This window comes from Candidatus Zixiibacteriota bacterium (assembly GCA_017999435.1).
Taxonomy (GTDB): domain Bacteria; phylum Zixibacteria; class MSB-5A5; order GN15; family FEB-12; genus JAGNLV01.
Genome location: JAGNLV010000005.1, coordinates 37,141 through 62,323 on the forward strand (window position 1 = coordinate 37,141; position 25,183 = coordinate 62,323).

The window sequence follows — 25,183 nt, forward strand, 5'->3', positions numbered from 1 at the left end:
CTCATATCTTCTAAGAGTGCTTGGCGGAAAGCGCGTGTGTCATGCCTGGTTACCTGTTCCTCTTTGCGCCGCCACCCCGGCTGTTGAGCCGGGGTGGCAGGTATTCGCAGCAGATTATCAATGGCAGATGGGAGGCGGACCGCTGCGGAAGAGGAAGGCGACCAGGTAGGTGAGGTCGCCGATGGCGATGGCGTCGCCGCCCTGGCCGTCGCAGTCGGCGGCGGCGAGCACCGGCGGCATCGGGCCGCCGCGGAAGAGGAAGGCCACCAGGTAGGTCAGGTCGCTCACCTTCGGGCCCGTCCCGTCGCCGTCGACGTCACCGCACACCCAGCTGCTCACCGTCAGCGTCACCGGAAGCGTCGCCGTCGGCAAGAGCGGGTCGTTGGTCGTCACCGACACCTGGCCGGTGTACACCCCGGCCTCCAGCTCCCCCGCATCCAGGTGCACTACCACCTCGGCGGTCCCGTACGGCTCCACCGTCCCCCCGCTCGGCTCCGCCCACAGCCACCGCACCACGCTCAGCGTGATCGCCAGGTTGTCGTGCATGTACGGACCGTTGTACACCACCTGCAATCCGTCCGTCCCGCTCGCGTTCTCCATCCCCACGGTCGCCCCCGACAGTCCCTCCGCGTCCGTCCCCGGATCCATCGTCTGGTACTGCAGCGTGATCTTCCCGTTCGCCCACAAAATCGCCTGGAAATTCAGGCTCCCCGTCCCCGACGGGTACAGGTAGTTCCGAATGTCCACAAAGCTCACGATGAACCGCCCCAGGCTCGCATCCTGGTAGTAGTAGATCTGGCCACCGTTCGACGGATTCAGGTCGTCCCACCACAGCGCCAGAAGGTTGTTCGGCACCGCCGCCGTCGGAAGCCCCGTGTTCACCCGCGCCGTCGATCCCGACCCAAACGTCAGGATCCCGTTCGACCCGATGTACACCGCGCTGTAGCTCGAATCGTAGTAGGGAAAGGCAAAACCCAGATCCAGCGCCCCGCTCATCGCATCGTCCCCCAGCGCCACCGCCGTCCCCACCCCGCTGATGTCCACCCACGAAAACGCCGGACCACCCGGATCGTCCGAATCGATCCAGCTGTACCCGTACGTGTCCGGGCCCCCGTGGCTCCTGCCCCCCGCCGCGTAGAACGGCTGCTCGCCGTCACCCTTGTCATCCCCCGCCGACCGGTACCCCAGAAGCACCGCCGTCTCCGCCGCCGCCGCCGCGCTGGCCGTCTTCGGAAGATCGAACGCCTGGCAGGTCAGGTTGTACACCAACCGCCCCGCACCGCTGTTGCTGATCGTGAACGGCACCTCCACCGAATCCCCCGGACTCGTCGCCGCCGCGATCTCCGCCACGCTCAACTGCGCCGCCGGCGCGTATATGTACAAGTACACCGGCAGGCTCCCCGTCGCGTGCGCCGGATCGTCCGACGTGTAGTTCAGCGCCCCGTTGTACGCCCCCGGCGCCAATCCCCCGCAACTGAATGTCACCGCCACCGCCGCGCTGTCCGACGGGTTCACCGTGATCGCCCCGCTCGGACAACTCAGCCACGGCAGGCTCTCCGTGAACGTGATGTGCAAGACCCCCAGACCCGAGTTGCGCACCCAGATACTCTGCTCCGCCACGTCCCCCGTCGCCAGGCTGTCCGTCAACCCACCCGCGCTGAACTCCACCCCCGGCGTGTGAACGTGCAGGCGCACCGTGATGTCACCCGACGCGTGCAGGTTGTCGTTCGTCGTGTAGTGCAACAAACCCACGTGGTCCCCCGGCGCCAGGCCCTCCGTCGTGATCGTGAACGGAAACACCAGCGAATCCCCCGCCGGCACGTAGTTCTGTTCCGTCCCGCACACCAACCACGACACCATCGGCACAAAACGGATCCGCAGCGTCCCGTCCCCCGTGTTGTACACCTTCACCCCCTGCGACGAACTCCCCCCCGCCAACAGACTGTCGCTCACCTCCGTCTCCGGAAGCACGCACACCGCCGTCCCCCCCGTCGCCTGGTTGTACCCCTTCAACTCCACGTCGTCAAGGTTCCACCCGCAGTAGTTCCAGCTCCCGTCCGTCGTCCCAATCCCAAAACGAATCTGGAAATCCGCATTCTCATCCGCGTACGCCGACACGTCGTAGTACGACTCCGTCCAGCTCGTCTCGTCGGTCGACGCCGCGTTCGTGAACAACTGCACCCAGCTCGTCCCGTCGTACACCTGCAGGTACACGTGGTCGTACGACGGACTCTCAATCCCCAGCCAGTGCCAGTACCGCAACTGCACCCCCGTGTAGTCCGCACAGTCGATCACCGGCGACGTCACCCAGTACGTCGTCGTCAAACCCCCCGCGTAGTCACCACCCGTCCCCGACGTCAGGTCGTTCCCCAGCACCCCGTTGTCGCTCGTCGCCGTGTGGTCCACGCTCGGATCCGGACCCCCGTAACTGTCGCTCCCCGTGCCCCCCGTCGCCGCTCCAATCGTCCACTCCCCCGAACCCCCGAGGCCCGTCCACCCCTGGTTGTACGAAAAATCATCCGTGAAAAACGCCACCCGATCCCCCACAATCAGGGTGAACGACAGCACCGCCGTGTACCCGTTCGCACCCGTCACCGAAAGACTCACCGGCACGCCGTACCCCATCGGACACGACGACGACGCGCTCACCGTGTACACGTCACCACCGTTGCTCGCCACCCCCACCAGCGAATCCAGCCACCCATACGTCCCCCCGCCGTCCACCACCGTCACGTAGCTGTCGCTGACCCCCAGATCGGCAACCACCCCAAACGCCTCGCCCGTCCCCGCGTTCGTCAACGTCACCGTCAGATCCACCGTCTCCCCGGGATCCAATATCCCGTTGCTGTTGCCCGAAACGTCGTTGATCGCCACCTGACCAAAACCCACCTCCGGCGCGTGCACCTTCACCGTGAAGTTCCCCGTCCACGTCTCCCGGTTCGTCCCCGTCACCGCCAACGTGAACACCACATTGTGACCGTCCGGCGTCCCCGCGTCCAGACTGAACCCGTACCCGTCCGCCACATACCCCGTCCCGTTGTCCCCCGCGATCGTCCCGTACGACTCCACACCGTCCGTGATCGTCACGTACGTATCCGATGTCGTCAACGACGCCTCCACATTGTACGCCGCGTCCGGACCCACGTTCTTGATCTGAACCCCCATCGTGAAACTCTCCCCGCCATCCACCACACCGTTCCCGTTTCCAGATACCTCGGTGATCGTGCGGGAATCATACACGCAGTACGGGCCATCGGGAGCGATGACCATGATAGTGGAGATGTAGGGCTGCCGGAACTGGCAGGAGACGACGATATCGACCTCACCGGGGACGCCGAATGCGTCGATCGGCACTTCGACCGAGCCGGTCGCGTCGACATAGGCGGCGCCGTGGAGGACGCCGTCCTTGGAAATCCCCACGTAGGAGCCGGGATCAGCCTGTACCGACACCGAGGTGGCGGTGAGGAGGATGGTCGCCGGGTGGTCGACGTTGTTGACCGAGGGGACCCCCATGTAGGACATCAGGGAGGGGTCGCCCATCACGTGGTAAATCTGCCAGTAGTAGGCGATCCGGGAGGATCCGGATTCCGTGACCGCCATGTTGCCGGCGAAGATGATGGCGTCGTTGGTCACATAGTGGTGATACACCGCTTCGCCGTGGTCGTGGAACAGACCGTCGTAAGCGCCCTGGGTGGTCTGCTCATAGGTGGGGCCGGCGCCGACCACCGGACCGTAGCCGACGCCCCAGTAGTAGTCTTCGTACCAGTAGGTCGAATTGCTGCCGCCGATGTAGCCGATCCCGCCGCGTTCAGGCAGCTGAAGGAAGGCTTCGCCGAAGCAGGGTGTGGAGTAGTCATCGCCAAAAGTGTTGGAGAGGCAGCAGTTCCCGATGCCGAGGAGGTACTTGTGGTAGTTGGTCAGGCCCGGTATATCGCTTGTGGTGAACGACGGGTCGCCGTGTCCTTCGTGGCTGCAGTGAGCCGTGTAGTTGTAGAGGCCGACACCTTCGTTGATGGTGTTGATAATCGCGGCTTCCACCGAGCCAGAAGATGCGGGATAGAGCCAGACATTCGGCGTGATGCCGTGGGCGGCGTTGAAGTAGTAGTTGGTGCCGTAGTTGAGCTGCCCGTTACCGTGGGTGGCGGCATAGGTGCCGTCGACACCCGAAACCAAGGTGACCTCGGCCAGGTAGCTCGGATCGGGCATCAGGTATTTTTCGTATTCGAGCGTCTTGTCAATCTGCGGCTGCAGTTGACCGGTGTTCTGGGCGGAGAAGCGGCCGTAGTAGATTTCGGGGAAGTTGTCGTTGGTGAATTCGCAGAAGTAGAGGTCGGAGATGTGGCCGCTGTAGCCATAAGCCGGAATCTGCTGGTCATCGCCGACGAAGAGGACAAACGACGGGGCCGGCTTCCCGACCGTGTCGGCGTAGACGCTCTGGATGTAGGTCTTGATCGCCGAAGTGGTCGAGCCGATCACGTCGGTGTAGGCGACCTGAACCTGGAAGCCCTTCTGGGTCTTCCACTCGATGAAAGGAGCCAACTGAGCTTCGAACATCCGGTGCGAGACAATCAGGTACCGGACCGGGTACTTGACCAGGTCGTGGCGGAGGTTCGCTTTCTGCTGATCATAGTTCGCAATCTGCCCATAGATGGGCTCGAAGTAAGGAGAGGCGAGGTTGGAGCGCAATTGATCGGTGAGCACCCAGTCGGCGCCTTCGTAGGTCACATTGACGATCATGTTCTTGTGAACCCGGATGGCGTGCTTGACGGGGTTGTACTCGATCGGAGAGATCGAGATGAAACCGATGTTGACGGCGCGCATGGCGCCCAGGACCTTCGCCTCGGCCTGCGGGAGTGAGTACCACGTGTCCTGGTTGTAGAGAGACACGTTGTACTCGAACGGCACGCTGGCCGGATCGTCGGACTTGGAAATCGAGGGCTGTACCGGGATGAGCACGTTGGTGATGCCCAGATCGGCCAGCGCGATCTCCTCGACCTCACCGTCAATCACCTCCACGCGCAGGTTCGCCCCGAAGGGGACCGAGAGCAGGCGGTTGACGGTGGGGAGATCGGGAGCGCCCAGCTCCTGGGAACGGTAGCTCCCGGGGAAACTGAGCAGTGTAAAATCCCCCTGAGGGGTGGTCACATCGTGGAACTGAAGTTCCCCGAGGCCTATCTCGAGGCGTACGCCGTCCCGATACAAATCTGTCACGGTAGCGTGGTTTGAACTGTTAGCAAGCGTGACGGTTTGAAACCCGGAGGCGGATGCGGCGAGACAGAGGCATGCAAAGCACGCAGACGCAGTTAGCAAATACCTCTTCACGACGTCCTCCTGGAAAAAACGCGAGTATGATAAGATGACTTGATCGCCATTGTATGTACAAACACAGCAAGAACCTGGCGGACGGTTACTGTCGGTCGGATGTACATGTTTTGTATCTACATTATAAGGCATTCAACGCCGTCTGCAAAGCAAAAAAATCGATATATCGGCCCGTTTGTCGAAGCTCAGCGGGGGGCCGCACCGGCCCGGCCGGGGCCGCCGCTCGCCGGCGCGGGAAAGGCGACGGCGCCGGCAGAATCACGCCGAATCGTTTGCCAAACAGCCGACATTTTATTATTCTGTCCGGACGCCGGCGGCCCCAGGCGGGGCGGAAGAGGAATACAGCGTCGGTGAAATCTCGCGTTCCCGGCGGGTTGCCCTGCGGCGGCGCGATTGACAGGTGGTCGCAATGGAGACGGAATACATCGCCGGGCAGCAGACCGGTCCGGTTGACCCGGACGCAAACATCCGGCAGACGGCCGCGCTCGTGCAGTACGTCCCGCGCAACCGGGCGACGCGGGAAACCTATGCGGCGCTCGGGTTCAAGTGCGGACTGGAAATTCATCAACAGCTTCTTACCCGGAGCAAGCTCTTCTGCCGCTGTCCGGCGGGCATCTACCACCACCGGGATGACTTTGACGCCGAGGTCATCCGGCACATGCGCCCGACGCTGTCGGAGATGGGGGAGTACGACGGCACGGCGCTGATGGAAAAGCGGACGAAGAAGAACATCATTTACCGGATCAAGGACCGGACCGCCTGCACCTACGAAATTGACGACACGCCGCCGTTTAAGATCGACCGGGAGGCACTGGAAATCGCGATCGAGGTTGCGCTTCTGCTGAAAACCAACATTGTCGGCGAGCTTCACATAACGCGAAAGCAGTACCTGGACGGGTCGATCCCGACGGGTTTTCAGCGCACGGCGATTGTCGGCATCGAGGGGGAAATTCCCCTGGCGGCCAGGAAGGTGCGGATCATCCAGTTAAGCGTCGAGGAGGACAGCTGTCGGGAAGTGTCGGACGTCGCCCACGACCGGACCTACACGACCGACCGGCTGGGGATGCCGCTGATCGAAACGGTGACATATCCGGACATGCTGACGCCCGACGAAGCGGCGGAAGCGGCCCAATACCTGCGGTATCTCGCGCGGAGCACGGGTCACGTGCGGACCGGGATCGGGGCGGCCCGAGAGGATGTGAATGTGAGCATCACCGGGGGAACGCGGGTGGAAATCAAGGGGGTGGCGAAGATCAAGTGGATACCGGAATTGACCCACAACGAGGCGTTTCGCCAGCGGGCGCTGCTGGAGATCGCCCGGATTCTGCGGGAGCGGGTGGGTGATCCGGCCGCCTGGCGGATCAGCCAGGCGGACCTGCCCTTCGCCGTCTTCGAGCAGCCCTACGCGGTCTGGGCGAGCGCGCGCCAACGCGGGGGGCGGCTGGCGGTCATCAACCTGCCGGATTTCAAGGGGATACTCTCGTTCTTCACCCAGCCGGGGCAAATGTTTGCGCACGAACTGGAGGGGCGGGTGAAAGTGATTGCTTGCCTGGAGCGCCCGAATATTGTGCACAGCGAGCAGCCCGACCTGGTGCTCTCGGCGGCCGACTGGGCGGCCGTTTACGAACGGCTGCAACCGGGGCCGGGGGATGCCCAGGTCCTGGTGTGGGGGCCGCCGGCCGACGTAGCCACGGCAATCGAGACGATCGAAGAACGGTGCCGGATGGCTTTTGACGGCGTGCCGAACGAAACGCGGAAAGCGCTGCCGGACGGGACGACGATTTTTGAGCGGGTCCTGCCGGGACCGGACCGGATGTACCCGGACACCGACTCGGCGCCGCTGTCGGTGTCGGAGGAGCTGATCGAGAGACTGCGGAGGCGCCTGCCGGTCGAGGTGGCCGAGCGGATGCGGCAGTTGAGCACCTGGCAGGTGCCGGCGGACGCACACCGGTATCTGCTGGCCCGCAATCTGACACCGCTCATCGAGCGGATCGCGTCCGATTGGAGCTACGAGCCGCGCTGGGTCGGCAAAGTGCTCGGCCACGGACTGAAAAACATCGAACGCGAGAATATCTCGGAAGGGGCGCCGCTGGATTATGAACGGCTGTACGGGCTGTTCGCTTTCGTGAAGGAGCAGGGGCTGGACCGGGAGATCATCAAGGCAATGCTCCCGGCGGCCTACCGCAACCCGCAGGCCGGTTTTGCGGAGATTCTGGAGCGCACGGGATTCCGCCGGCGAAGCGAGGGCGACCTGCTCGGGCGGATTCCCGGGTTGGTGGGCCAATTCCGAAGGCACCGCCGGTCGGGCCACCCGGAGGCCGCAATCCGGTGGGCGATGGGCGTGCTGCGGCCGGAGGCGCTGGGGAACCTGTCGTTCGCCAAACTCCGGAAGGCCATCGCCGAGGAGGTGCGGGTATGACGGAAGATATCCTGAAGGGATACCGGGGGGCGGCCCGCGAGGTGCTCGAAAAGTACCGGATTCGGGTCTGGAGCCAGACGGAGATCAACACGACCCGGGGCGGGTTCGCGGGAATTCTGTTGCCCCGGTCGGTCAACGACGACGAGAACCACCTGGTGCTGAAGCTGGCGACAGGGTACAACATCGGGATCGACGTGGCCACCATCCTGGACATGAAAGAGAGCGGGTACAAGGAGGCCCACTACAAGATTCCGGAGAAGGAGTTCCCGGTTTCGCCGGGGAAACCGCATGTGAAGCTGCTGGGGACCGGGGGCACGATTGCGTCGCGGCTGGACTACCGGACGGGGGCGGTGATTCCGGCCTTTTCGCCGGGGGAGCTGTACGGGGCGGTGCCGGAATTGGCGGACATCTGCAACCTGTCGACGGAGAAGTTGTTTGCGGTGTTCAGCGAGAACATGGGGCCGTACCAGTACCGGGAGCTGGCCAAAGCGATCGGGCGGGAGATCGAGAAGGGGATCGACGGCATCATTATCGGTCACGGGACGGACACGATGCACCACACGGCGTCGGCTCTGGCGTTCATGGTGCAGAACCCGCCGGTCCCGATCGTGATGGTAGGCTCGCAGCGGTCGAGCGACCGGCCCTCCTCGGACGCGGCCCTCAACCTGATCCACGCGACTAAGACGGCGGCGGAGTCGGACATCGCCGAGGTGATGGTGTGCATGTTCGGGCCGACCTCCGATGAGTACGCGTTGCTCCACCGGGGCACGCGGGTGCGCAAAATGCACTCGTCGTACCGGTCGACGTTTCGGACGGTGGGGGACACCCCGCTGGCGATGGTCGACCGGCAGCGGATCACGCCGCTCAAAGACACCTACAACCGGCGTCGGAGGGACCGGCAGGTGAAGGTTCTGCCGTATTTCGAGGAGATGGTGGCGCTGGTCTACTACTACCCCAACATGCGGCCGGACATCATCGACTCCCTGCGCGAGAACGGCTACCGGGGGATCGTGATCGCGGGCACGGGCCTGGGGCACATCAACAAGCCGGTGTACCCGGCGATCGAGCGGGCGGCCCAGGCCGGCATCGCGATCTACATGACGGTGCAGACGCTGTGGGGGTACGTCCACATGTTCGTGTACGACACGGGGCGCGACCTGATGAGCCTCGGGATCATCCCGGCCGAGAACATGTTGCCCGAGGTGGCGTACATCAAACTCGGGTGGGCGCTGGGCCAGACGGAGGACCTGAACGAGGTGAAACGGCTGATGCTGACGCCGATCGCCGAGGAGATTACGCCGCGCGAGCCATACAACGGGTACCTGATTTTCCAGGGAGGCGTCCCCGAAGTGGAGGAGTTCCTGAAGAAGATTCACAAGTAAGTGAGCGGGGATCTCGGCGCGTGTCAGACCTCAAACGCCGAAAGCCGCCGGCCAGCCACCGGCGGCTTTGCTATTGAGGGCAATCGGCCGGGAGCGTCACGGGGCGCAGCGGCGGGCGCACGGGTGGGCGTCGTCGTTGAGACCGACCGGAACCGCCGCGCGCAGGTCATGCACCAGTTCAATCGAGGGGCGGGCGTCCTCGAGGCCAAACCCCCGGCCCGCGAGCGTCTCCCGGTACACCAGAGTGTGAAGGTCGGTGAAGCCTTCAGAGAATTCGATCTCCTCGCCGTCGATAGTGATGGAGCGGTAAGTGCGCTGTCCCTTGGCCTTGGCCGAATCGGGGAGGTCATCCTGGTTGATCGAGAGAAACCACTGGACGCGGGCGCGGTCGAGTTCGAGGAAACCGGCCGTCTGCAGCGGGTTGGCGAGGTGGACGGCGGAGCGGCGGACGCCGCCGAAAAACCACATGAGCATGTCGAAGAAGTGAATGCCGATGTTCGTGGCCAAACCGCCGGAACGCTCGATCTGCCCCTTCCAGGAAACCAGGTACCAGGGACCGCGCGAGGTGATGTAGGTGAGGCGTACGTCGTTCTTGGCGTTCGCCGGCTGCGCCTGGAGACGGGCGCGCAACGCGATCAGGGCCGGATGGACGCGCAATTGGAGGATCGTGTAGATGCGGCGGTCACTCTCCTCCTCGAGCTCCTTGAGGGCGTCGATGTTCCACGGGTTGAGCACGAGCGGTTTTTCGCAGATGGCGTTGGCGCCGACCCGGAGGGCGAACCGGCAGTGCGCGTCGTGGAGATAATTGGGGGAACAGATGGAGACGTAGTGCACCGCCTTCTCGGAACCGAGGCGGCGCAGTTTCTCGATGTGCCGGTCAAAGCGTTCGAACTCGGTGAAGAAGGCGACCCGGTCGAAATAGCCGTCGAGAATGCCCACGCTGTCGTGGGGGTCGACGGCGGCGATGAGGCGGTTGCCGGTCTCCTTGATCGCTTTGAGGTGGCGCGGGGCGACATACCCGGAGGCGCCGGTGAGAGCAAAGTTGTAGGGCATGGAGTTCCTCAACGTGATTCCGTAACGATCCAGTGGTCTGTCAATCCTCCAATAAACGGCCCCTCGCGGGAGGCGCAAGGACGAAATTGCGGCGGTCGGGGCGGCCGCCGTCACAAAAAAGCGCCGGGCCATCCACGCAACGCGCGGGTGGCCCGACGGATCTTTCAGACCCCGCCGAAGGCGATGGTCCGCGGAGTCCGATGCCGCTCAGCAGGCGGCCGGGGCGGGACCGCCGCGGAAGAGGTAGTTGATCAGAATCGTGAGGTCCCCGACTTTGATCGTGCCGTCACCGGAGGTATCGCCGTGGTCGAGGCAGACCGGCGCCACGCCGCCGCGGAAGAGGTAATTGATCAGGGCGGTCAGGTCGGCGACCTTGACGACCCCGTCGGAGTTGAAGTCGCCGCGGAGCTGGCAGCACTGCGCGTTCACGGTCAGCGGATCTGACCAGGCCGTCTCGGCCAGCCACAGATCGCGCGCCTTGACGCGGACGTCATAGGCGCCCACGGCCGCCCACTGGTGGGACTGGGAGCACGGGTCGCCGGAGGCGTACGGGCCCTGCCAGGCCGACTGCTCGCCGTCGCCCCAATCAAACTGGTACCACATCTGATCCCCCTCGGGGTCGGTCACCCCCGTGGTGTACAGATGGGGAGTGCCGATGAGGGGCTCCACTTCGCCGGTCGGCGGACCCGGGTTGGCCGTGCCGGTATTGAGCGGCGTCCCCTTCGCGATGGCGTAGTCGACCTGCAGATCGCTGTTGCCCATCCAGGTGACTTTCACGATGACGTTGGCGCCGCTGACGACGCGGCTGTCGGCGGCGGCGATGGCATTCTGATAGTAGCTGGCGGCGGTGTAGCCACCGATGAGGATCTGGTTGCCGCCGTCAAGGTAGCAGGTCGGGAAGTAAATGATGTTGTAGGAATCCAGCCGCTTCTGGGCGTCGCTGTTGCGGTCGTCGACCAGAGCCGTATAGATGAAGTTCAGGACGCCCTGGTTATAGACGTAGTAGAGCCAGTAGTTCGGATCCGGGCAATACGGACACCAGACCGCCGTGCCTTCCTCGATGAACACGGTGTGGGTGGAGTTGCCGGAGGTGTTGTTGCTGTCGCAGAAACCGGGGCGGGCGTAGGCCGCCGCTTCCGCGTAGTACGCGTTAAAGACTCCGCCGGACGGCGGATCGCTGTAGGCGGTGTGCGGGGTGCCCTCAAACAGCACCGCGATCACCATCGCATTCTGCTCCGTCATCGCCCAGGTCGTCCCCTCCCAGAAGCGGCTGCGGACATAGCGGTCGCCGTCGTTGAGGGCGATGGACGTGTCGAGGGCGATGTCGATGGTGGCGAAGTGGTAGGGGAGTCCGTCGGCGTCGTCCCAGCGCGACTCCGGCTCCACGACATAGAGGCGCAGGGCGCCGCTGAAGGGCGCCTTGGGCGATCCGTCGGCGGGCATGATAATCTCGGACGCGTTGTCGGCCACGCGCCCCCTGTTCGCGACGCTGTAGTTGACAGCGTCTGCGCCGCCGGCCGAAAGGCCGAACAGGCACAACAGCAGCACGGCAAGGGCTGCCTGACGGTTGCGGGTACTCATTCCGGGATCCTTTCTCGTCAATCGGACAATCGGTGGTTCTGTTGCCAAGGTACCGTTAACGGCCTCACGGCCGGACAAGGATATTGAAGGTCACGGCCGTGGTCGAATAGTCGAAATTGTCGCGCGTGGAGCGATTGTCAATGTACTCCAGGCCCAGGCTGGGTTCGAGGTACAATCCGCCGCGGAACGTGAACGGGCGCTGGAGACCAAAATAGAGCCGGGTCATGTCGTCTTCGCGGGCGGTCGCGTCCTTGGGATCCACCCAGCGCGTTTCAATCCGGACGCGGTCGGGGTCGTCGGGGCGGGGCGTCGGAATGGTGTCCACTACCACCTCAGTCGAGCGCAGGAAGGTCTTATCCCAGTAGCCCAGGCCGCCGGTCAGAATGAAATCGGAAATCACATAGCTCTTAATGCGCAGTTGCAGCGAGGAGCCGTCGAAGAAACTTGTCCACGGCGACAGGAAGTCGGTCGTGATGCCGAGAACCACGGCTTCGTCGACATCGAGGAACTGCCGGTAAACGTAGGTGAGGCTGATGCCGGTTTTGTCTCCGAGCGGCCGCGAGACGCGCGGAGAGACGTAGAGAGCACGAAAGTCTCCATCCTCAAGGAACTTGGTGGCCGGCCACTGCACGCCGGGCGCGGCGTAGGGGTTCTGAAAATCCGGGTTCTTGGCCGCGTCGATCAGAGCAAAGTTGGTCTGGCCCAGGCCGGCTTCAAGATCGAAGGAGTTACTCCACGGAAGAGCGATGTTGACGCCCGCAAAGAGCTCGTACTGCTCGTAGTCGGCATCGGTCGTGCTGTCCGGGGTTATGTAGTTCGTGCCGTTGAACTTGATCCCCGATCGGAGGAGGAAGCGGGGGTTGAGCCGGAATCCGACCGAGCCCTTCAAGTAGCCTTCATTGGTGCTGTAGGAGGAGTACGCGGCCCGATACCGGCGCGCGCTGGTGTTGCCCTCAAGGTAGAAAGTGAGGCGGCCGGCCGGGTCGGTCGGCACCCAGATCAAGCCGGCGCGCGGGGTGTTGTTGCCGAGGCCGATGACGTTATTGTAGTAGGTATAATCGGTGCCGAGGCTGAGCTGGAGCTGGGGGAGGGGGTACCACCTGGCGGTGAGGCGGGCTGTGGAGTAAGCATCGTCCTGGGCCGAGGCCTCGCTCAGGAGGTTGTTGGTGTAACCGTTGTTTAGGCCGAATTCGATCTCCGCATCCGCGCGCGAGGAAGGGGGATACAGCACGAGCGCCGCCAGAAGAACGGCCGGGCCGAGACAGGCAGGTTTCACGTTTCCGCGCCTTTCAGTGGCACACGCCGCCAACGCACGTGCCGCTGCTGACCGCGCCGGCGCTGATGCCGTTACCGGGACCGAAATTCTCGGCCGAACCAAACCCGCCGCGGTTGAGCGTGAGGCAGGTCAGGCGGCTGAGCCGTTGGTTGAAAACATCGGAGTTGCGGGCCGCCAGGGCAAACGATGGAGAGGCAAACCGGGTGTCGCCGGAGAAGATGCCGGCGGTCGAAGCAATCGGCTCGGGCTCGTCCGGGATACCGTCGCGATTGGCGTCGACGAAATTGTCATTGATGCCATCGCCGTCAAAATCGACAAAGAGAATCGGAGCGGCAGGAGGGGCGGCAGGAACAGGGGCCGGGGTGTCCGTCGCGGATGCCACACTGACGAGTATCGGAAACACAACCGAGAGCACTGAGCGAATTCCCAAAGACGTCTCCTTTCGCGATGCGAGTCTCAGCACAACTCAATTTGCGACGAGCGGATCGCGGCTGTATCCAATACTTGATAATAAGGTACATTTGACCAAATTCCAAACTATTTCTGGGGTTTTTTGCGGTAGTGCCCCCAATCGCAAAGATTGACGACGCGTAACGGGAAAGCCCCTCCGGGGGGAGGGGCCTTCGCGCAAAAGCGGGACGAAACCTGTCAGTGGGCCGAGAACAGGGAGGGCCGTCCGGCCAAAGCCGGACCGGTATCGCCGGCCAGGTAGGCAATTGCCGACTGGAGCAGGGCCACCGCGTAGTTGGTGTTGTGAATGCCGTGCGAGCCTTCGCTCTCAACAAACAGGTAGTTCCAGACTGCCCCGGCCGAGTCCGCCGACGTGGTCACCTCGGGGTCGGGCTCGAGCAGGCCGTCTTCCTCGATCACCAGGCCGGCGTTGAGCAGGAGAACGCCGAGGCTGTCGAGAAGACCGTGGATTTCGTCCTGAACGCCCTCGGAGGTGCCGTCGTAGTCGTAGTCGATGTCGGCCGGGAAGACGGGGTTGATCGTGGCGAAGGACTCGTGGCAGCCGCCGCAGGAGTTAGCGAAATTGGTTACTTCTTCAAACATCCCCGGCTCATCCTCGACTTCGACTTCACCGGCGATGTTGAAGGTGTGGCCGCCGACGGGGGCCCAGAGGGCGGGATCGGCCATGTGGCAGGCGACGCAGCCGTCTTCGATGACGCTGGGGTGGCGGGACGGGCTGTAGTCCCAGTCGTCGTACTCGTACCCGTTGGTGCCGATATACATGTCGGCCTGCGGGCTGCCGTGGGGTCCCCAGTGGGTGCTGCCGAAGGTCTCGGGGTCGGTGATGTAGACGTTCACGCTGCGCCGGGAGTGGTGGCAGGTCGCACAGAGGTTGGACGCGCCCTCGTCGTACTCGGCGCCATTTTCCAGCGTGACCGCCGTCTCCACGCGGACACCGAACTTGCCCGTGCTGTGCGGGGCGTGACAGGTGAAGCAGGCGAAATTGGTGAAGTAATCGCCGTCGGCCGGGACGCCGGTGACGAAGGCGACGAAGCCCTCGTTGGTGTGGCAGCGCTCGCAGCCCTGGGAACCGTTGAGGCGGTTCTCGTTCACCGTGGCGCTGTGGGCGTGCGCGGACAGGTCGTACTGGGCGGCCACCTGAGCCAGGTCAAAATCCTGATCGCTGTGGCAGTCAAAACAGCCGGCCGCCGGCTGGTTGACCATTTCCACGTCGCCGGTGATTTCCCGATCGCAGCCGGCGACGCACAGGGCAAGGGCAGCCAGAGCCAACAGAAGCAAGGTCGTGTGTTTCATGGCATCCTCCATGGGAAGACTTCTCTTATTATGCGCAATCATGTGTTCGCTCATTCATCGGGCCGCGGCGCTCACCGCTGGGCGCCGAAATCGTAGACGAGGCTGACCTGGACGACGTTGGCCGTGTAGTACTGGTCATATAGGCCGCCCAGATCGGCGAAGTCATCGTAATTGTGCGCCGCGTAGACCGCCTCCACCGCGTAGTGCTTGAGGAATTCGTACACGCCGCGCAGGCGCAGGCTGAAGCTCTCGATGTCCTGATCGAGACGGGTGCGGTAGTATTGGCCGCCGACCCCGACCCGGAAGCCGCGGCAGGGGGCGGTGAGCAGATCGCCGGAGACCACGTGTTCCTCGAACGCGAAACAGTCGCCGCCGGCGTTGGCATAGTCGCCGTGGTAGTAGGCGTACGACGCCGACACCTGGCCGTAGCGGGGCAGGTCGGCGGTCAGGTCGGAGGCCACGCGGACAAAATCAACCTCGGTGGCGATGGTTGTGTCGGAAGCGGTCACGTTGATAATGCCGCCCCCCTCATCGAGCGAGCGGTCGTCCAGGACGCGGTCGCGGGACTGATGCTCCACCTTGGCCTGCCAGGTGACCCGGGGGTGGCGATACTTCACCGAGGCCCAGCCCCGGGTCGTCTCGTCCTCGCGGATGAGCGGGTCGCCGGCCCGGGTGTCGAGCATGTCGGCGCCGTAGCCGGCCCGGACCGTCAGCGCGGGAACCGGCCGAATCCATCCGGACACCACGAAACCGTCGGCCCGGCGCTCGTTGCGGATGTCGTCGTTGTACCGGTAGCGGTAACCGGCGGTGGCGCCGGCGAACGTGCCGAAGCGCTTGTCGCCGAAGACGGCGTGAGTGATGTTGTCGGTGCTGGCGAGGTCATCGGTGGACCGGGCACGGTTCCACACGGCGTTGTAGCGGACGCCCCACCCGTCGCCGAACGAATAGCGCCCACCGCCCCAGACGGTGGTGGCAACCAGACTGTCGTCGCGGGTCGTCAGTGAATGTTCAAAGCGCTGGGCGCCGCCGTGGAGGACGAGCTTTTCAAAACCGGGCACGGGTCCGTAGGCCGTGAGGCGGTAGCGCCGCGAGGCCCGGTCGGTCGCCGTCAGACTGGGACCGTCCGAAAAGTCCGAGCCGCGGTACTCCAGGGTGGCGAAGCGGCGATTCCCGCCGACGGTCACGCCCGCATTGTAGAAGAAGTGATCGTAATCGACCCGGTAAGTCGGCAGACCGAGCGGGGGTGCGGCGACCGACTTGACGACCGTCCCGTGCTTGTCGACATACCCCAGGCCGCCGAAAAGCTTGAGCCAGGGGAGGGCCTGCAGCCAGCCGTCCGTCCGCGTGGCATTCCGCCGGGTGAAACGGTCCGCCGTAAAGCTGTAAGTCCGCCGGTACTGGGAGTTGCGGACGGAGAGGCCGAACAGCCGCGCCTTGGTCGCGCCGACCAGGATCGTACGGTCGTTGAGGGTGACGTTGTCGAGGTCGGCATAGAGGCGCAGGCCGTTGTCGAAGGCATAGTAGAAATCCTTCAGGGAGAGGGCCGCCCCCTCGTAGAGGTTGTAGGTCGGCTGGAAGACGCCGCGGTTGCCGTCCTCATCGGAGTACACGTACCCGGCGCGCAGGGTGCCGCTGTAGTCGGCCGCGAATGCGGGCGCCGGCGCAAGCAGACTCACCAGGACAACGACCGCCGGAGTCAGTATGCAGAGCTTCATGGGCATCCTCCTCTCTTACTCCACGCCGTGGCAGTAACAGGTTTCGGGGCCGTCGGGCAGATCCGCCCCCAGGTTGGGATCCAGCAGGGAGCGCGTGCTGTACGAGCCGTGGACCTGGGTGTGGCACTCCAGGCACTGGAAGCGCGCCCCGATCCCCTCGTGGGCGGTCCGGTGGGCGGCGGGGAGGGCATGGCACTGGAAGCAGAGATGGTTGCCCGTCTGCACGAGGAGGCGGTCATTCGGGCTGCCGTGGGGACGGTGGCAGGCGACGCAGCCGCCGTCACCCTCGGTCGAGAAGGAATTCACCGCCTCGTGCGGGAACGGATGCGGTTCGCTCTCCTGGGGGTGGCAGCGGTAGCAGGCGGCCGAGGCGCCGTGGCCGTACATCGTCTCGCCGCTCAGCGTGAAGTCGTGGCAGCTCAGGCAGGTGACCATCTGATCCGTCAGCGGATGGTTGGACCGGTGGCGAAAATCGTTCACCTGGGCGACATGGCACTTGCCGCAGAACGCCGCGCGGTCATCGATGAGCAGCGCCGGCGTCCCGGCGTGGATGCTGTGGCAGTCGGTGCAGGCGAGATTCAGCCCGGCGTGCGGGTCGATCCCGGCCTGGCCGGAGGCGGTGTGGGGCTGATGGCAGGCACTGCAGATTTCCGTCTGTACGGCCGCTGGGGCAGTCGCCGGATTCACAATCGTCTGCACCGAGGGGTCATCGACGTGCGCCGCCGCTCCCCGGTGGCAGCGCGCACAGGCGAGGTCGGCGGCCGGCTTGTCCGTCTCGGACCGAAGGCGATGGGCCGTGATCCTCAGATGCGCATCGAAACCCTCATGACAAGTCAGACAGGTCTCGTCATCCACTTGTGTGTCCTGTGTTCGGCCGACGGCGAAGAGGCCCGCCGACAGGAGCACCAGCAGTGGGATCATAAGGCGCTGGAAACGGGCTCTGTGCCCGTTGGCATCGGTCATATCGCACCTCGAGCGGTTGCTGATAAATGTCATTTCACTGTCATCTGCTTTTTTATATCGGTTAGTCGGTTACTAAAGCAAGTAAAAAATACCTATTTTGCGGCGTTTATCTCGCTCTGTCTGAGGCAGCGCGCGCAGGCGACAGCCGGAATCAGACTCATGGATAATTTGGCCTAACCCATTGGCTCCTAAGCGCCAACAAGCACGGCCACGCTCCCTGCAGTAATGTCAAGTATAGGATCAACCTCTTGACAAGCAATGTACCGCTTTGTGATGGCCGGCACAAGTGAAAACAATGAGAATTGACTATTAAAGGCTATCTTGACCAGTTTCAAGGTGATCTTCGACGGTGTCGCGAAGTTCGGGGAAGGTTCGGAGGAAGAGCCAAAAAAGAAAGCGGAGCCGACAGCTCCGCTTTCGCTTGACACATGACTTTCAGACCTTATTCGCACATCACGGGAGCCGGGCCGTCGCGGAACATGTAGGCGACGAGTTTGGTGATGTCGCCGATCCCCACAGCGCCGCTGCAGTCGACGTCGCCCGCCTCCGCCGGATCGGGCGCCGGCCCGCCGCGGAAGAGGAATCCGACCAGGAAAGTGACGTCGCCGATGGTGAGGCCGGTGCGGCCGTCGCAATCACCCGGCTGCGCCAGCAGCGTGACGCTGCCGGCCAACGGGACGGGGTTCCAGTCCAACGTCGGCGAGTGGAAAATCGGCGAGAATTGCAGGTAGCCGCTGACATCGAGCGGGGTAACCTGACCGTAGTTGCCCTGCGGCGGAATACTGAAATAGAGCTTCAGGATCGGCCCCTCGCCGGGCGGCAGGAAGGGTTGGGAGCCGTCGGTCGAAGACAGCAGGAGCAGGGTCGCCTGCTTTGCCTCCGGGTGGGAGTAGGTGGGGGCGACGGAGGCGAAGTAGTCGGTGCGGCAACCCTCGGTGGACCAGGAGTCCAGTACGAGGTCGACCGGCCCGCCGTAAGTCAGCGGGAGTGTGATCGACTGGACCGGGGCGTTGTTGCGAATGCAGACCGGGACCTGGATGACGCTGTTCACGGATCCGGCAAGGTGAGCCGGCCGCACGGTGTCGGCGAGAGCGGCGATGAAGCCGGGCTTGGAGATCTGCCGCAGGCCGCCGAGAGAATCGTACGCGGAGACGGTCACGGTGAAGCTCCCCGGAGTCGTGTATGTGTGGGCGGTGTACTGGCCGGCGCCGGTGTGGCCGTCGCCGAAATCCCAGGACCAGTCGGTCAGGTTGAGGCCGGAGCGGCCGGAGAAGTTGACCGTCAGCGGCCCCCAGCCCGACTGGACATCGGCCGAGAAGGACACCCCGCCGTAGTACTCGACATAACACGCGCCGTACCCGACCTGGAGACAGCCGTAGGCGATGTACATATAGCCGTTGTCCCCCCAGCCCGGTCCCCACGAATTGCGCAGAATCCAGACCCCATAGTCGCCCATGGTGTCATCCCATCCGACGAGCGTCACGGCGTGGTTGATGGTGCCTTCGGAACAGGCGTTGAACACGCCGCCCGAATAGGCGTGAAAGGGGGAAGTGACGGCGAGGGCCACGGAAATGGGACCGTGCTCGTAGATGGCCAGTTTCATGGCGCCGACGCTCGGGACGCCGGACTGGGAGTCAATGAAGGCCCAGTCGCGGATCTTGTAGGGGTGAGGGTCCGGACAGGCGCAGGGAGCGTCGGAGGCCGTGTACGGGTAGTCCTGTTCGAGGACGGCGCCGGAGCTGTCGCAGGCATCCTTGGACCAGCGATGGTATTCGTGGGCGAACCAGCCGCCGTCGCAGCCCCAGCCCATGCGGTTGCAGCTCACGAGCCACTGCTCGGACAAGTCCACGATGTCGCCGTCTTGAATCTTGATGTTGCACTCGAGGGGCCCGACGGTCCCGAAAGCCCAGCAACTGCCGCAGCTGCCCTGGTTGCGCACCGGCGGCAGGCCGCCGGCCGTCTCGCGCCAGTCAAAGCGGGGGCGGAGCGGCCCCTTGTCGTCGAAGGGGACGAACCGCGCGGAGTCGCGCCAACCGGGGGGCTCTTTAAGGCCGCAGAGCTGCTCGAGGGGATACTGGGTGGCCTCATTCTGGGAGACCTTGAAAGTCCAGCCCTCCCGGGCCGCCTGTTGCTGCATGCGGGCGATGTCCTCGGCCGTGAGCTGAGCGAACGAGGAGGCAGCAAGAAGGGTGAGAGCCGGAAGGAGAGCGCCAAGGGCGAGATTCCGCCGGCGGAGGAAACGCAACGGGTGTGACATCACTGTCGTCCTTTCGCAGTTCGCGCGAGCCGGCCACACCGGCTGATCGTCAGGACGCCTCCCCCGGAGGGCGGCGGATCAGCGGCGGCGGCGCGAGGGGACCGTTATTGATTCTTAATATACCTGAAACCGGGCCTTTGTAAACAAAAAAGCGGTCCCGTGGGGCGCGGCCAGTTCCTGGCGGCAGCGTAGCCGACCGTTCCACCGCCGCATCGAACAGCGCCGGGTCCGCCCACAGCCGGCGGCGGCGCGAGAAAGGGCTTGTCTTGGGACCGTCCGCACGGTACTTTCCGCGCTGGTGTGTGATCCCGCAGGCTGCGGACCGGCGGGGTGAGGAAGGTACCGCTATGACCGACAAACTTCGACCCGTCACAGTCTATGACATTCCCGACAATGCCTTCAAACTGATCGCCGACGACTGGATGCTCATCACGGCCGGCGGGCCGGGGGCGTTCAACACGATGACCGCCTCGTGGGGCGGGGTGGGGGAGCTATGGCATCGGAAGATCGCCATCTGTTTCGTCCGGCCGACGCGCTACACGTATGAGTTCATGAACCGGCACGAGTTTTTCACTCTGACGTTTTTTGACGAGCGCTACCGGGAAGTGCTCAACCTCTGCGGCCGCCGGTCGGGGCGGGATTTTGACAAAATGGGCGGTATCGGCCTGACGCCAATCGCCTCGCCGCGCGGGTCGGTCTACTTTGCGGAGGCGCGCCTCGTGCTCGAGTGCCGCAAAGTCTACACGCACGATCTCGACCCGGCGCGCTTTCTGGATCCGGCGATCGAGCAGGAATATCCGCGGCGGGATTACCACCGCATGTACATCGGGCAGATCGAAACGTGCCTCCGGCGGTGAGAGCAGGGAGCGGGTGAGAGCCGGATGCTGACGACGTGGCTGGGTTTCGGAATCTCGCTGGCGGTCATTCTGGCGGTCGCCAGCCGCACCATGCCGGCGGCCTTGCTGGCCGGGGCCTTCGTGCTCGGCCTGACCACCCTGCCGTGGAGCGTGTTCGCCGACCGCGTAACCTTCACCCTCACCGATCCGGCGGTGCTCCTCTTGGCGGCGGCGATGGCCATGGTGCCGATGATCGGCGGGGCGATGCGGCAGAGCGGGCAGGTGGACGCGCTCGTGCGCAACCTGCGCGTGCGCCAGCGCTGGCTGCTGCCGCTGTCGGCCTCGATGATGGGGCTTCTGCCGATGCCGGGAGGCGCGCTGCTCTCGGCGCCGATCGTGGAAAAAGCGGGCGGCGGCGTCCCCGACGAGTTGAAGGCGGCGATCAACAACTGGTTCCGCCACCTCTTCATTCTGATCTATCCGCTCAGCCCGGCCCTGATCGCCTCGTCGAAGATCGCCGGCGTCGATGTCTACGCGGCCATGCTGCACCTGCTGCCGGGCTCGCTGCTGTCGGTGGTGCTGGGGTACTTCTTCTACCTCCGCCAGGTGAACGGGCCGACGCGCCGAGAGGGGCGGTTCTCGTGGGCGGAACTGGCGCTGCCGCTGGCCGTGGTGCTCGCGGCCCCGGTGCTCGATTTCACGCTCAAGCGGGCGGCCGGCCTCGGGAACCTGGCGACCGTGATCGGCACGGTGACGGCGTTCGGGCTGTCGGCGGGACTGAGCCGGGAGCGGATCGATCTGACGGCGTTGACGCGGCGGGCGCGGCCCTGGAATTTTGCCCTCATAATCATCGGCATGTTCCTCTACGTAAACGTCTTCGTGGCCTCGGACATTCGGGAGTTGATCGCGGCGCTCCCGCTGCCGACGCTGATTCTCGCGCTGGCCGCCGGATTCGGGCTCGGTTTCGGCACGGGCCGGGTGGACCTGTCGTCTTCGATCATCTTCCCCATCTACCTGGCCGGCGCGGGGTCGGTGACGCCCTCAGTGTTTGCCCTGATTTACGCGGCCGTGTTTTTCGGATACATGATCTCGCCGGTCCACCCCTGCCTGGTGGTCACCAGCGAGTATTTCAAAGTGCCGGTGCGGAAGATTATGCGGCGGCACGCCGCGCCCACGGCCGCCGTGCTGGGGATTGTGCTGACGATCGCCGGTGTGCTGCTGGCGCAGTGACGGCCAAAGAGGTAAGATCAAGAGGCAACCTTGGCGTGCCTCTTTTCGTCATAAATGGCTAAAGCGGTTCGTACTTTCCGGAGGTTCAATGCGATCATTCATCAGTGCTCTGGCGCTCGCGCTCTTCATCGGCGCGGCGGCACAGGCGGAGGAAGCCCGGCTGCTGCGGTTTCCGGCAGTGCACGGCGACAACGTGGCGTTTGTCTACGCCGGGGACATCTACACGGCGCCGCGGGCCGGCGGGGCGGCCACGCGGCTGACCAGCCATCCCGGACTGGAAATCTTTCCCCGGTTTTCGCCGGACGGCGCGAAGATTGCCTTCACCGGGCAGTATGACGGCGACATGGCCGTGTACGTGATCCCGGTCGCGGGCGGCCAGCCGCAGCGGCTGACCTGGCACCCCGGGCTCCAGCGCACGAGCGAACGCATGGGGCCGGAGAACGTGGTCATGGGCTGGAACCGCGACGGATCGAAGGTGCTGTTCCGATCGCGGAAAGAATCGAAAAGCGACTGGGAGGGGAGGACTTACCTGGTCGATCTGAAAGGGGGAATGCCCGAACCGCTGCCGATGGCGTCGGCGGGGTTCACCAGCCTGTCGCCGGACGAACGCAAAGCGGCCTACTGCCCCATCTACCGGGATTTCCGCACCTGGAAACGCTACAAGGGGGGAATGGCCCAGGACGTGTGGATCTATGACATGGAGAAGAATGTCTCGGAGAAGATCACCGACTGGGAAGGTACGGACAACGTGCCGATGTGGTACGGCGACCGGATTTACTTCAACAGCGACCGCACCGGCAAACTCAACCTGTACCGCTACGACCTGACCACCGGGCAGGTCACGCAGGTGACGTCGTTCACCGAGTACGATGTCCGGTGGCCGAGCCTCGGCGACGACGGGATTGCATTCGAGAACGGCGGCTATCTCTACGTGCTCGACCTGCCGGGGGAGAAGGTAGCCAAGGTATCGGTGGAGGTGATCTCCGACCGGCACGCGATGCGGCCGGAGATCATGGAGGTGTCGGACAAGATCGGCGATTACGATATCGCACCGAACGGCAAGCGGGCGGTGTTCGCGGCCCGCGGGGACATCTTCACCGTGCCCGCCAAGGAGGGAAACACCCGGGCGCTCCTGGCCCGCTCGGAGGCGCGGGAGAAATCGGTCCGGTGGTCGCCCGACGGCAAGTGGATTGCCTTCTACTCGGACATCAGCGGCGAGGAAGAACTGTATCTGGTGGCGCACGACGGAAGCGACACCGTGCAACTCACCAGCGGCAACCGGATGCAGCGGAACGATCCCGAGTGGTCGCCCGACAGCCGCATGCTCGCTTTCGTCGATATGACCGAAGCGATCTGCTGTGTCGACGCCGCCACCGGCCGCGTGGAGACGATCGACTCGGCCGAGTTCGGCGGACTCGGCGGCCTCGCCTGGTCCCCCGACAGCCGCTACCTCGCCTACAACAAGGCGCCCGGCGTGAATCGGATCCGCACGATCTTCATCTACTCCTTTGACGACCGGCGCAGTTACCAGATCACGCCCGGCTTCACCCACGACTACTCGCCCGTGTTTTCAGCGGACGGCAAGTATCTCTTCTTCATCTCCGAGCGGAACTTCAACCCGATCCTCGGGTCGTACGAGTTCTCATTCGTCAACCAGGCGATCGAGGATCTGTACCTGATCATTCTCCAGAGCGACGGCGCGTCGCCGTTCCGGCCGGGACAGGACGAGGGAATCGCGGAGAAGACCGAGGCGGGCGCGGGAGGCGAGCAGGAGAAGAAGGGGAAAGACCGGGACGGCGGGCCGCCGCCGGAGCCGGTGAAGGTCCGGATCGACATCGAGGGAATCTTCGACCGGCAGGTCGCGTTCGACCTCCCGGCCGGCAACTACGGCAACCTGGCGGCCCTCGACGGCGCGGTGCTGTACATGTCCTTCCCCATCCGCGGGCTGCGCGGTCCGGTCACCCACGACGATCGGACGCTCCACAAGTACGACCTGAAGAAGAAGAAGGACTATGAATTCGCCAGGGATATCGGCGGGTACCGCCTGAGCGCCGACCGCAAGTGCCTGCTGGTCGACAAGGACCGGTCGTATTTCATCGTCGGGGCTGACGGCAACCAGGCCGACCTGTCGGAAGGGCGGCTCGATCTGTCGCACCTGAGCACCCGGGTGGACCACGTCGCCGAGTATCGCCAGATGCTCCGCGAAGTCTGGCGCGGAGAGCGCGATTTCTTCTACGACCCCGCCATGCACGGCGTCGACTGGGACAAGATGTGGGACCGCTACGCCGCCCTCCTGCCCTATGCGGCGAACCGCTATGACCTGACCTATGTGATCGGCGAGATGATCGGCGAGCTGGCCTGTTCGCACACCTACACGGGGGGCGGAGAGTATGCGGAGATCCCGCGCGGGAAAGTCGGGCTGCTGGGTGCGGATTTCGCCGTCGACAAAATCTCGAACCGCTACCGGATCGCGCGGATCTTCCGCGGGGAGAATTTCGACGACGACCTGCGCTCACCGCTGACGGAACCGGGGGTCAACATCCGGGAAGGGGAGTATCTTTTGGCGATCGACGGCCGGGAACTGACGGCGGACATCGACCCCTACCAGCTGACCGAGAACAGCCTGGGCCAGCGGGTCACGCTGACGGTCAACAGCCGTCCGACGCGCGCGGGGGCCCGCGACGTGCAGGTGAAACCGATCGCATCGGAGGGCGCGCTGCGCTACTTCGCCTGGGTCGAAGACAACCGTCGGTACGTCGATTCGGTCTCCGGCGGCCGGGTCGGATACCTGCACATTCCCGACATGGATTCCTACGGGCTGTACCGGTTCACGAAGATGTTCTACTACCAGATGCGCAAGCCGGGGCTGATTATCGACGAGCGCTGGAACGGCGGCGGGTTCGTCTCGGGGTTGATTCTCGAGCGGCTCCGCCGGACGCTGGCGGCGGCGGGCAAAGGCCGCTACGGCAGCAACTGGCCCGATCCGGGCGACGCGGTGCACGCCCACATGGTCATGCTCATGAATGAATTCTCCTGCTCCGACGGGGACTACTTCCCGTATTTCTTCCGCGAGTACAAACTCGGCCCGCTCATGGGCAAGCGGACCTGGGGAGGCGTGATCGGGATTGACGGATTCAACCGTCTGATCGACGGCGGCTACTTCACGGTGCCCGGGTTCGGCATCTACAATCTCCAGGGAGAGTGGGTGATGGAGAATGTCGGGGTGACCCCGGATGTCGAGGTCGACAACCTCCCCGAGCGGCTGGTCGCGGGGTACGACGATCAGCTCGACCGGGCGATCGAGAATGTTCTCCAGCGGCTGCAAGAGGATCCCAAGACGATCCCGGCGGTCAAGGGTTCGCCGACGCCGCGCTGAAAGCGACCA

Annotated in this window: 14 protein-coding genes; 5 read left to right on the plus strand and 9 right to left on the minus strand. The window is 64.3% G+C overall.

The features are described 5' to 3' along the window. Positions 1-117: 117 nt before the first annotated feature. The gene (locus tag KA261_12765) at positions 118-5,211 is read right to left on the minus strand and encodes a hypothetical protein (protein ID MBP7698674.1); all 5,094 of its coding nucleotides are present in this window, start codon (positions 5,209-5,211) and stop codon (positions 118-120) included. Positions 5,212-5,731: 520 nt separating this feature from the next. On the opposite strand from KA261_12765, the gene gatE reads away from it, so the two are divergent. Together gatE and gatD are read left to right on the plus strand one after the other, a co-directional pair. After that, positions 5,732-7,741 carry a Glu-tRNA(Gln) amidotransferase subunit GatE gene (gene gatE, locus KA261_12770; GenBank protein ID MBP7698675.1) on the plus strand — a complete coding sequence of 670 codons (2,010 nt, stop codon included), beginning with the start codon at positions 5,732-5,734 and terminating at the stop codon, positions 7,739-7,741. Next, the gene (gene gatD, locus KA261_12775) at positions 7,738-9,123 is read left to right on the plus strand and encodes a Glu-tRNA(Gln) amidotransferase subunit GatD (GenBank protein MBP7698676.1); all 1,386 of its coding nucleotides are present in this window, start codon (positions 7,738-7,740) and stop codon (positions 9,121-9,123) included. The genes gatE and gatD overlap by 4 nt, the downstream gene beginning before the upstream one ends. 96 nt (positions 9,124-9,219) lie before the next feature. Here the strand turns inward: gatD and KA261_12780 are convergent, their stop codons facing one another. The 8 genes from KA261_12780 to KA261_12815 form a co-directional block, all read right to left on the minus strand. After that, positions 9,220-10,176, minus strand: coding sequence for a Gfo/Idh/MocA family oxidoreductase (locus KA261_12780; GenBank protein MBP7698677.1), 957 nt, complete (start codon positions 10,174-10,176; stop codon positions 9,220-9,222). A 207-nt stretch (positions 10,177-10,383) separates the two neighbouring features. Further along, a complete protein-coding gene (locus KA261_12785; protein MBP7698678.1) occupies positions 10,384-11,757 on the minus strand; it encodes a hypothetical protein in 1,374 nt (457 codons plus the stop codon). A 64-nt stretch (positions 11,758-11,821) separates the two neighbouring features. Then, entirely contained in the window at positions 11,822-13,033 is a 1,212-nt protein-coding gene (locus tag KA261_12790; protein ID MBP7698679.1) for a hypothetical protein, read from the minus strand. A gap of 13 nt (positions 13,034-13,046) precedes the next feature. Then, positions 13,047-13,463, minus strand: coding sequence for a hypothetical protein (locus tag KA261_12795; GenBank protein ID MBP7698680.1), 417 nt, complete (start codon positions 13,461-13,463; stop codon positions 13,047-13,049). A 218-nt stretch (positions 13,464-13,681) separates the two neighbouring features. Continuing rightward, the gene (locus tag KA261_12800; GenBank protein MBP7698681.1) at positions 13,682-14,797 is read right to left on the minus strand and encodes a hypothetical protein; all 1,116 of its coding nucleotides are present in this window, start codon (positions 14,795-14,797) and stop codon (positions 13,682-13,684) included. A gap of 71 nt (positions 14,798-14,868) precedes the next feature. Beyond that, on the minus strand, positions 14,869-16,512 hold the full coding sequence (locus KA261_12805; protein ID MBP7698682.1) for a hypothetical protein: 1,644 nt from the start codon (positions 16,510-16,512) through the stop codon (positions 14,869-14,871). A 15-nt stretch (positions 16,513-16,527) separates the two neighbouring features. After that, the gene (locus KA261_12810) at positions 16,528-17,367 is read right to left on the minus strand and encodes a hypothetical protein (GenBank protein MBP7698683.1); all 840 of its coding nucleotides are present in this window, start codon (positions 17,365-17,367) and stop codon (positions 16,528-16,530) included. A 550-nt stretch (positions 17,368-17,917) separates the two neighbouring features. Continuing rightward, positions 17,918-19,732, minus strand: coding sequence for a PKD domain-containing protein (locus KA261_12815; protein MBP7698684.1), 1,815 nt, complete (start codon positions 19,730-19,732; stop codon positions 17,918-17,920). Positions 19,733-20,079: 347 nt separating this feature from the next. Between KA261_12815 and KA261_12820 the strand changes: the two genes are divergently transcribed. The 3 genes from KA261_12820 to KA261_12830 all read left to right on the plus strand — a co-directional run bounded on the left by KA261_12820 (position 20,080) and on the right by KA261_12830 (position 25,174). After that, on the plus strand, positions 20,080-20,589 hold the full coding sequence (locus KA261_12820; GenBank protein ID MBP7698685.1) for a flavin reductase family protein: 510 nt from the start codon (positions 20,080-20,082) through the stop codon (positions 20,587-20,589). 24 nt (positions 20,590-20,613) lie between these two features. Next, positions 20,614-21,798, plus strand: coding sequence for a DUF401 family protein (locus tag KA261_12825; GenBank protein MBP7698686.1), 1,185 nt, complete (start codon positions 20,614-20,616; stop codon positions 21,796-21,798). A gap of 88 nt (positions 21,799-21,886) precedes the next feature. Next, positions 21,887-25,174, plus strand: coding sequence for a PD40 domain-containing protein (locus tag KA261_12830; GenBank protein ID MBP7698687.1), 3,288 nt, complete (start codon positions 21,887-21,889; stop codon positions 25,172-25,174). Positions 25,175-25,183 lie beyond the last annotated feature (9 nt).

Coding starts and splice junctions, on each gene's coding strand:
- gatE (MBP7698675.1), top strand. CDS start 5,732: ATGGAGACGGAATACATCGCCGGGCAGCAGACCGGTCCGGTTGACCCG.
- gatD (MBP7698676.1), top strand. CDS start 7,738: ATGACGGAAGATATCCTGAAGGGATACCGGGGGGCGGCCCGCGAGGTG.
- KA261_12780 (MBP7698677.1), bottom strand. CDS start 10,176: ATGCCCTACAACTTTGCTCTCACCGGCGCCTCCGGGTATGTCGCCCCG.
- KA261_12785 (MBP7698678.1), bottom strand. CDS start 11,757: ATGAGTACCCGCAACCGTCAGGCAGCCCTTGCCGTGCTGCTGTTGTGC.
- KA261_12800 (MBP7698681.1), bottom strand. CDS start 14,797: ATGAAACACACGACCTTGCTTCTGTTGGCTCTGGCTGCCCTTGCCCTG.
- KA261_12805 (MBP7698682.1), bottom strand. CDS start 16,512: ATGAAGCTCTGCATACTGACTCCGGCGGTCGTTGTCCTGGTGAGTCTG.
- KA261_12815 (MBP7698684.1), bottom strand. CDS start 19,732: ATGTCACACCCGTTGCGTTTCCTCCGCCGGCGGAATCTCGCCCTTGGC.
- KA261_12820 (MBP7698685.1), top strand. CDS start 20,080: ATGACCGACAAACTTCGACCCGTCACAGTCTATGACATTCCCGACAAT.
- KA261_12825 (MBP7698686.1), top strand. CDS start 20,614: ATGCTGACGACGTGGCTGGGTTTCGGAATCTCGCTGGCGGTCATTCTG.
- KA261_12830 (MBP7698687.1), top strand. CDS start 21,887: ATGCGATCATTCATCAGTGCTCTGGCGCTCGCGCTCTTCATCGGCGCG.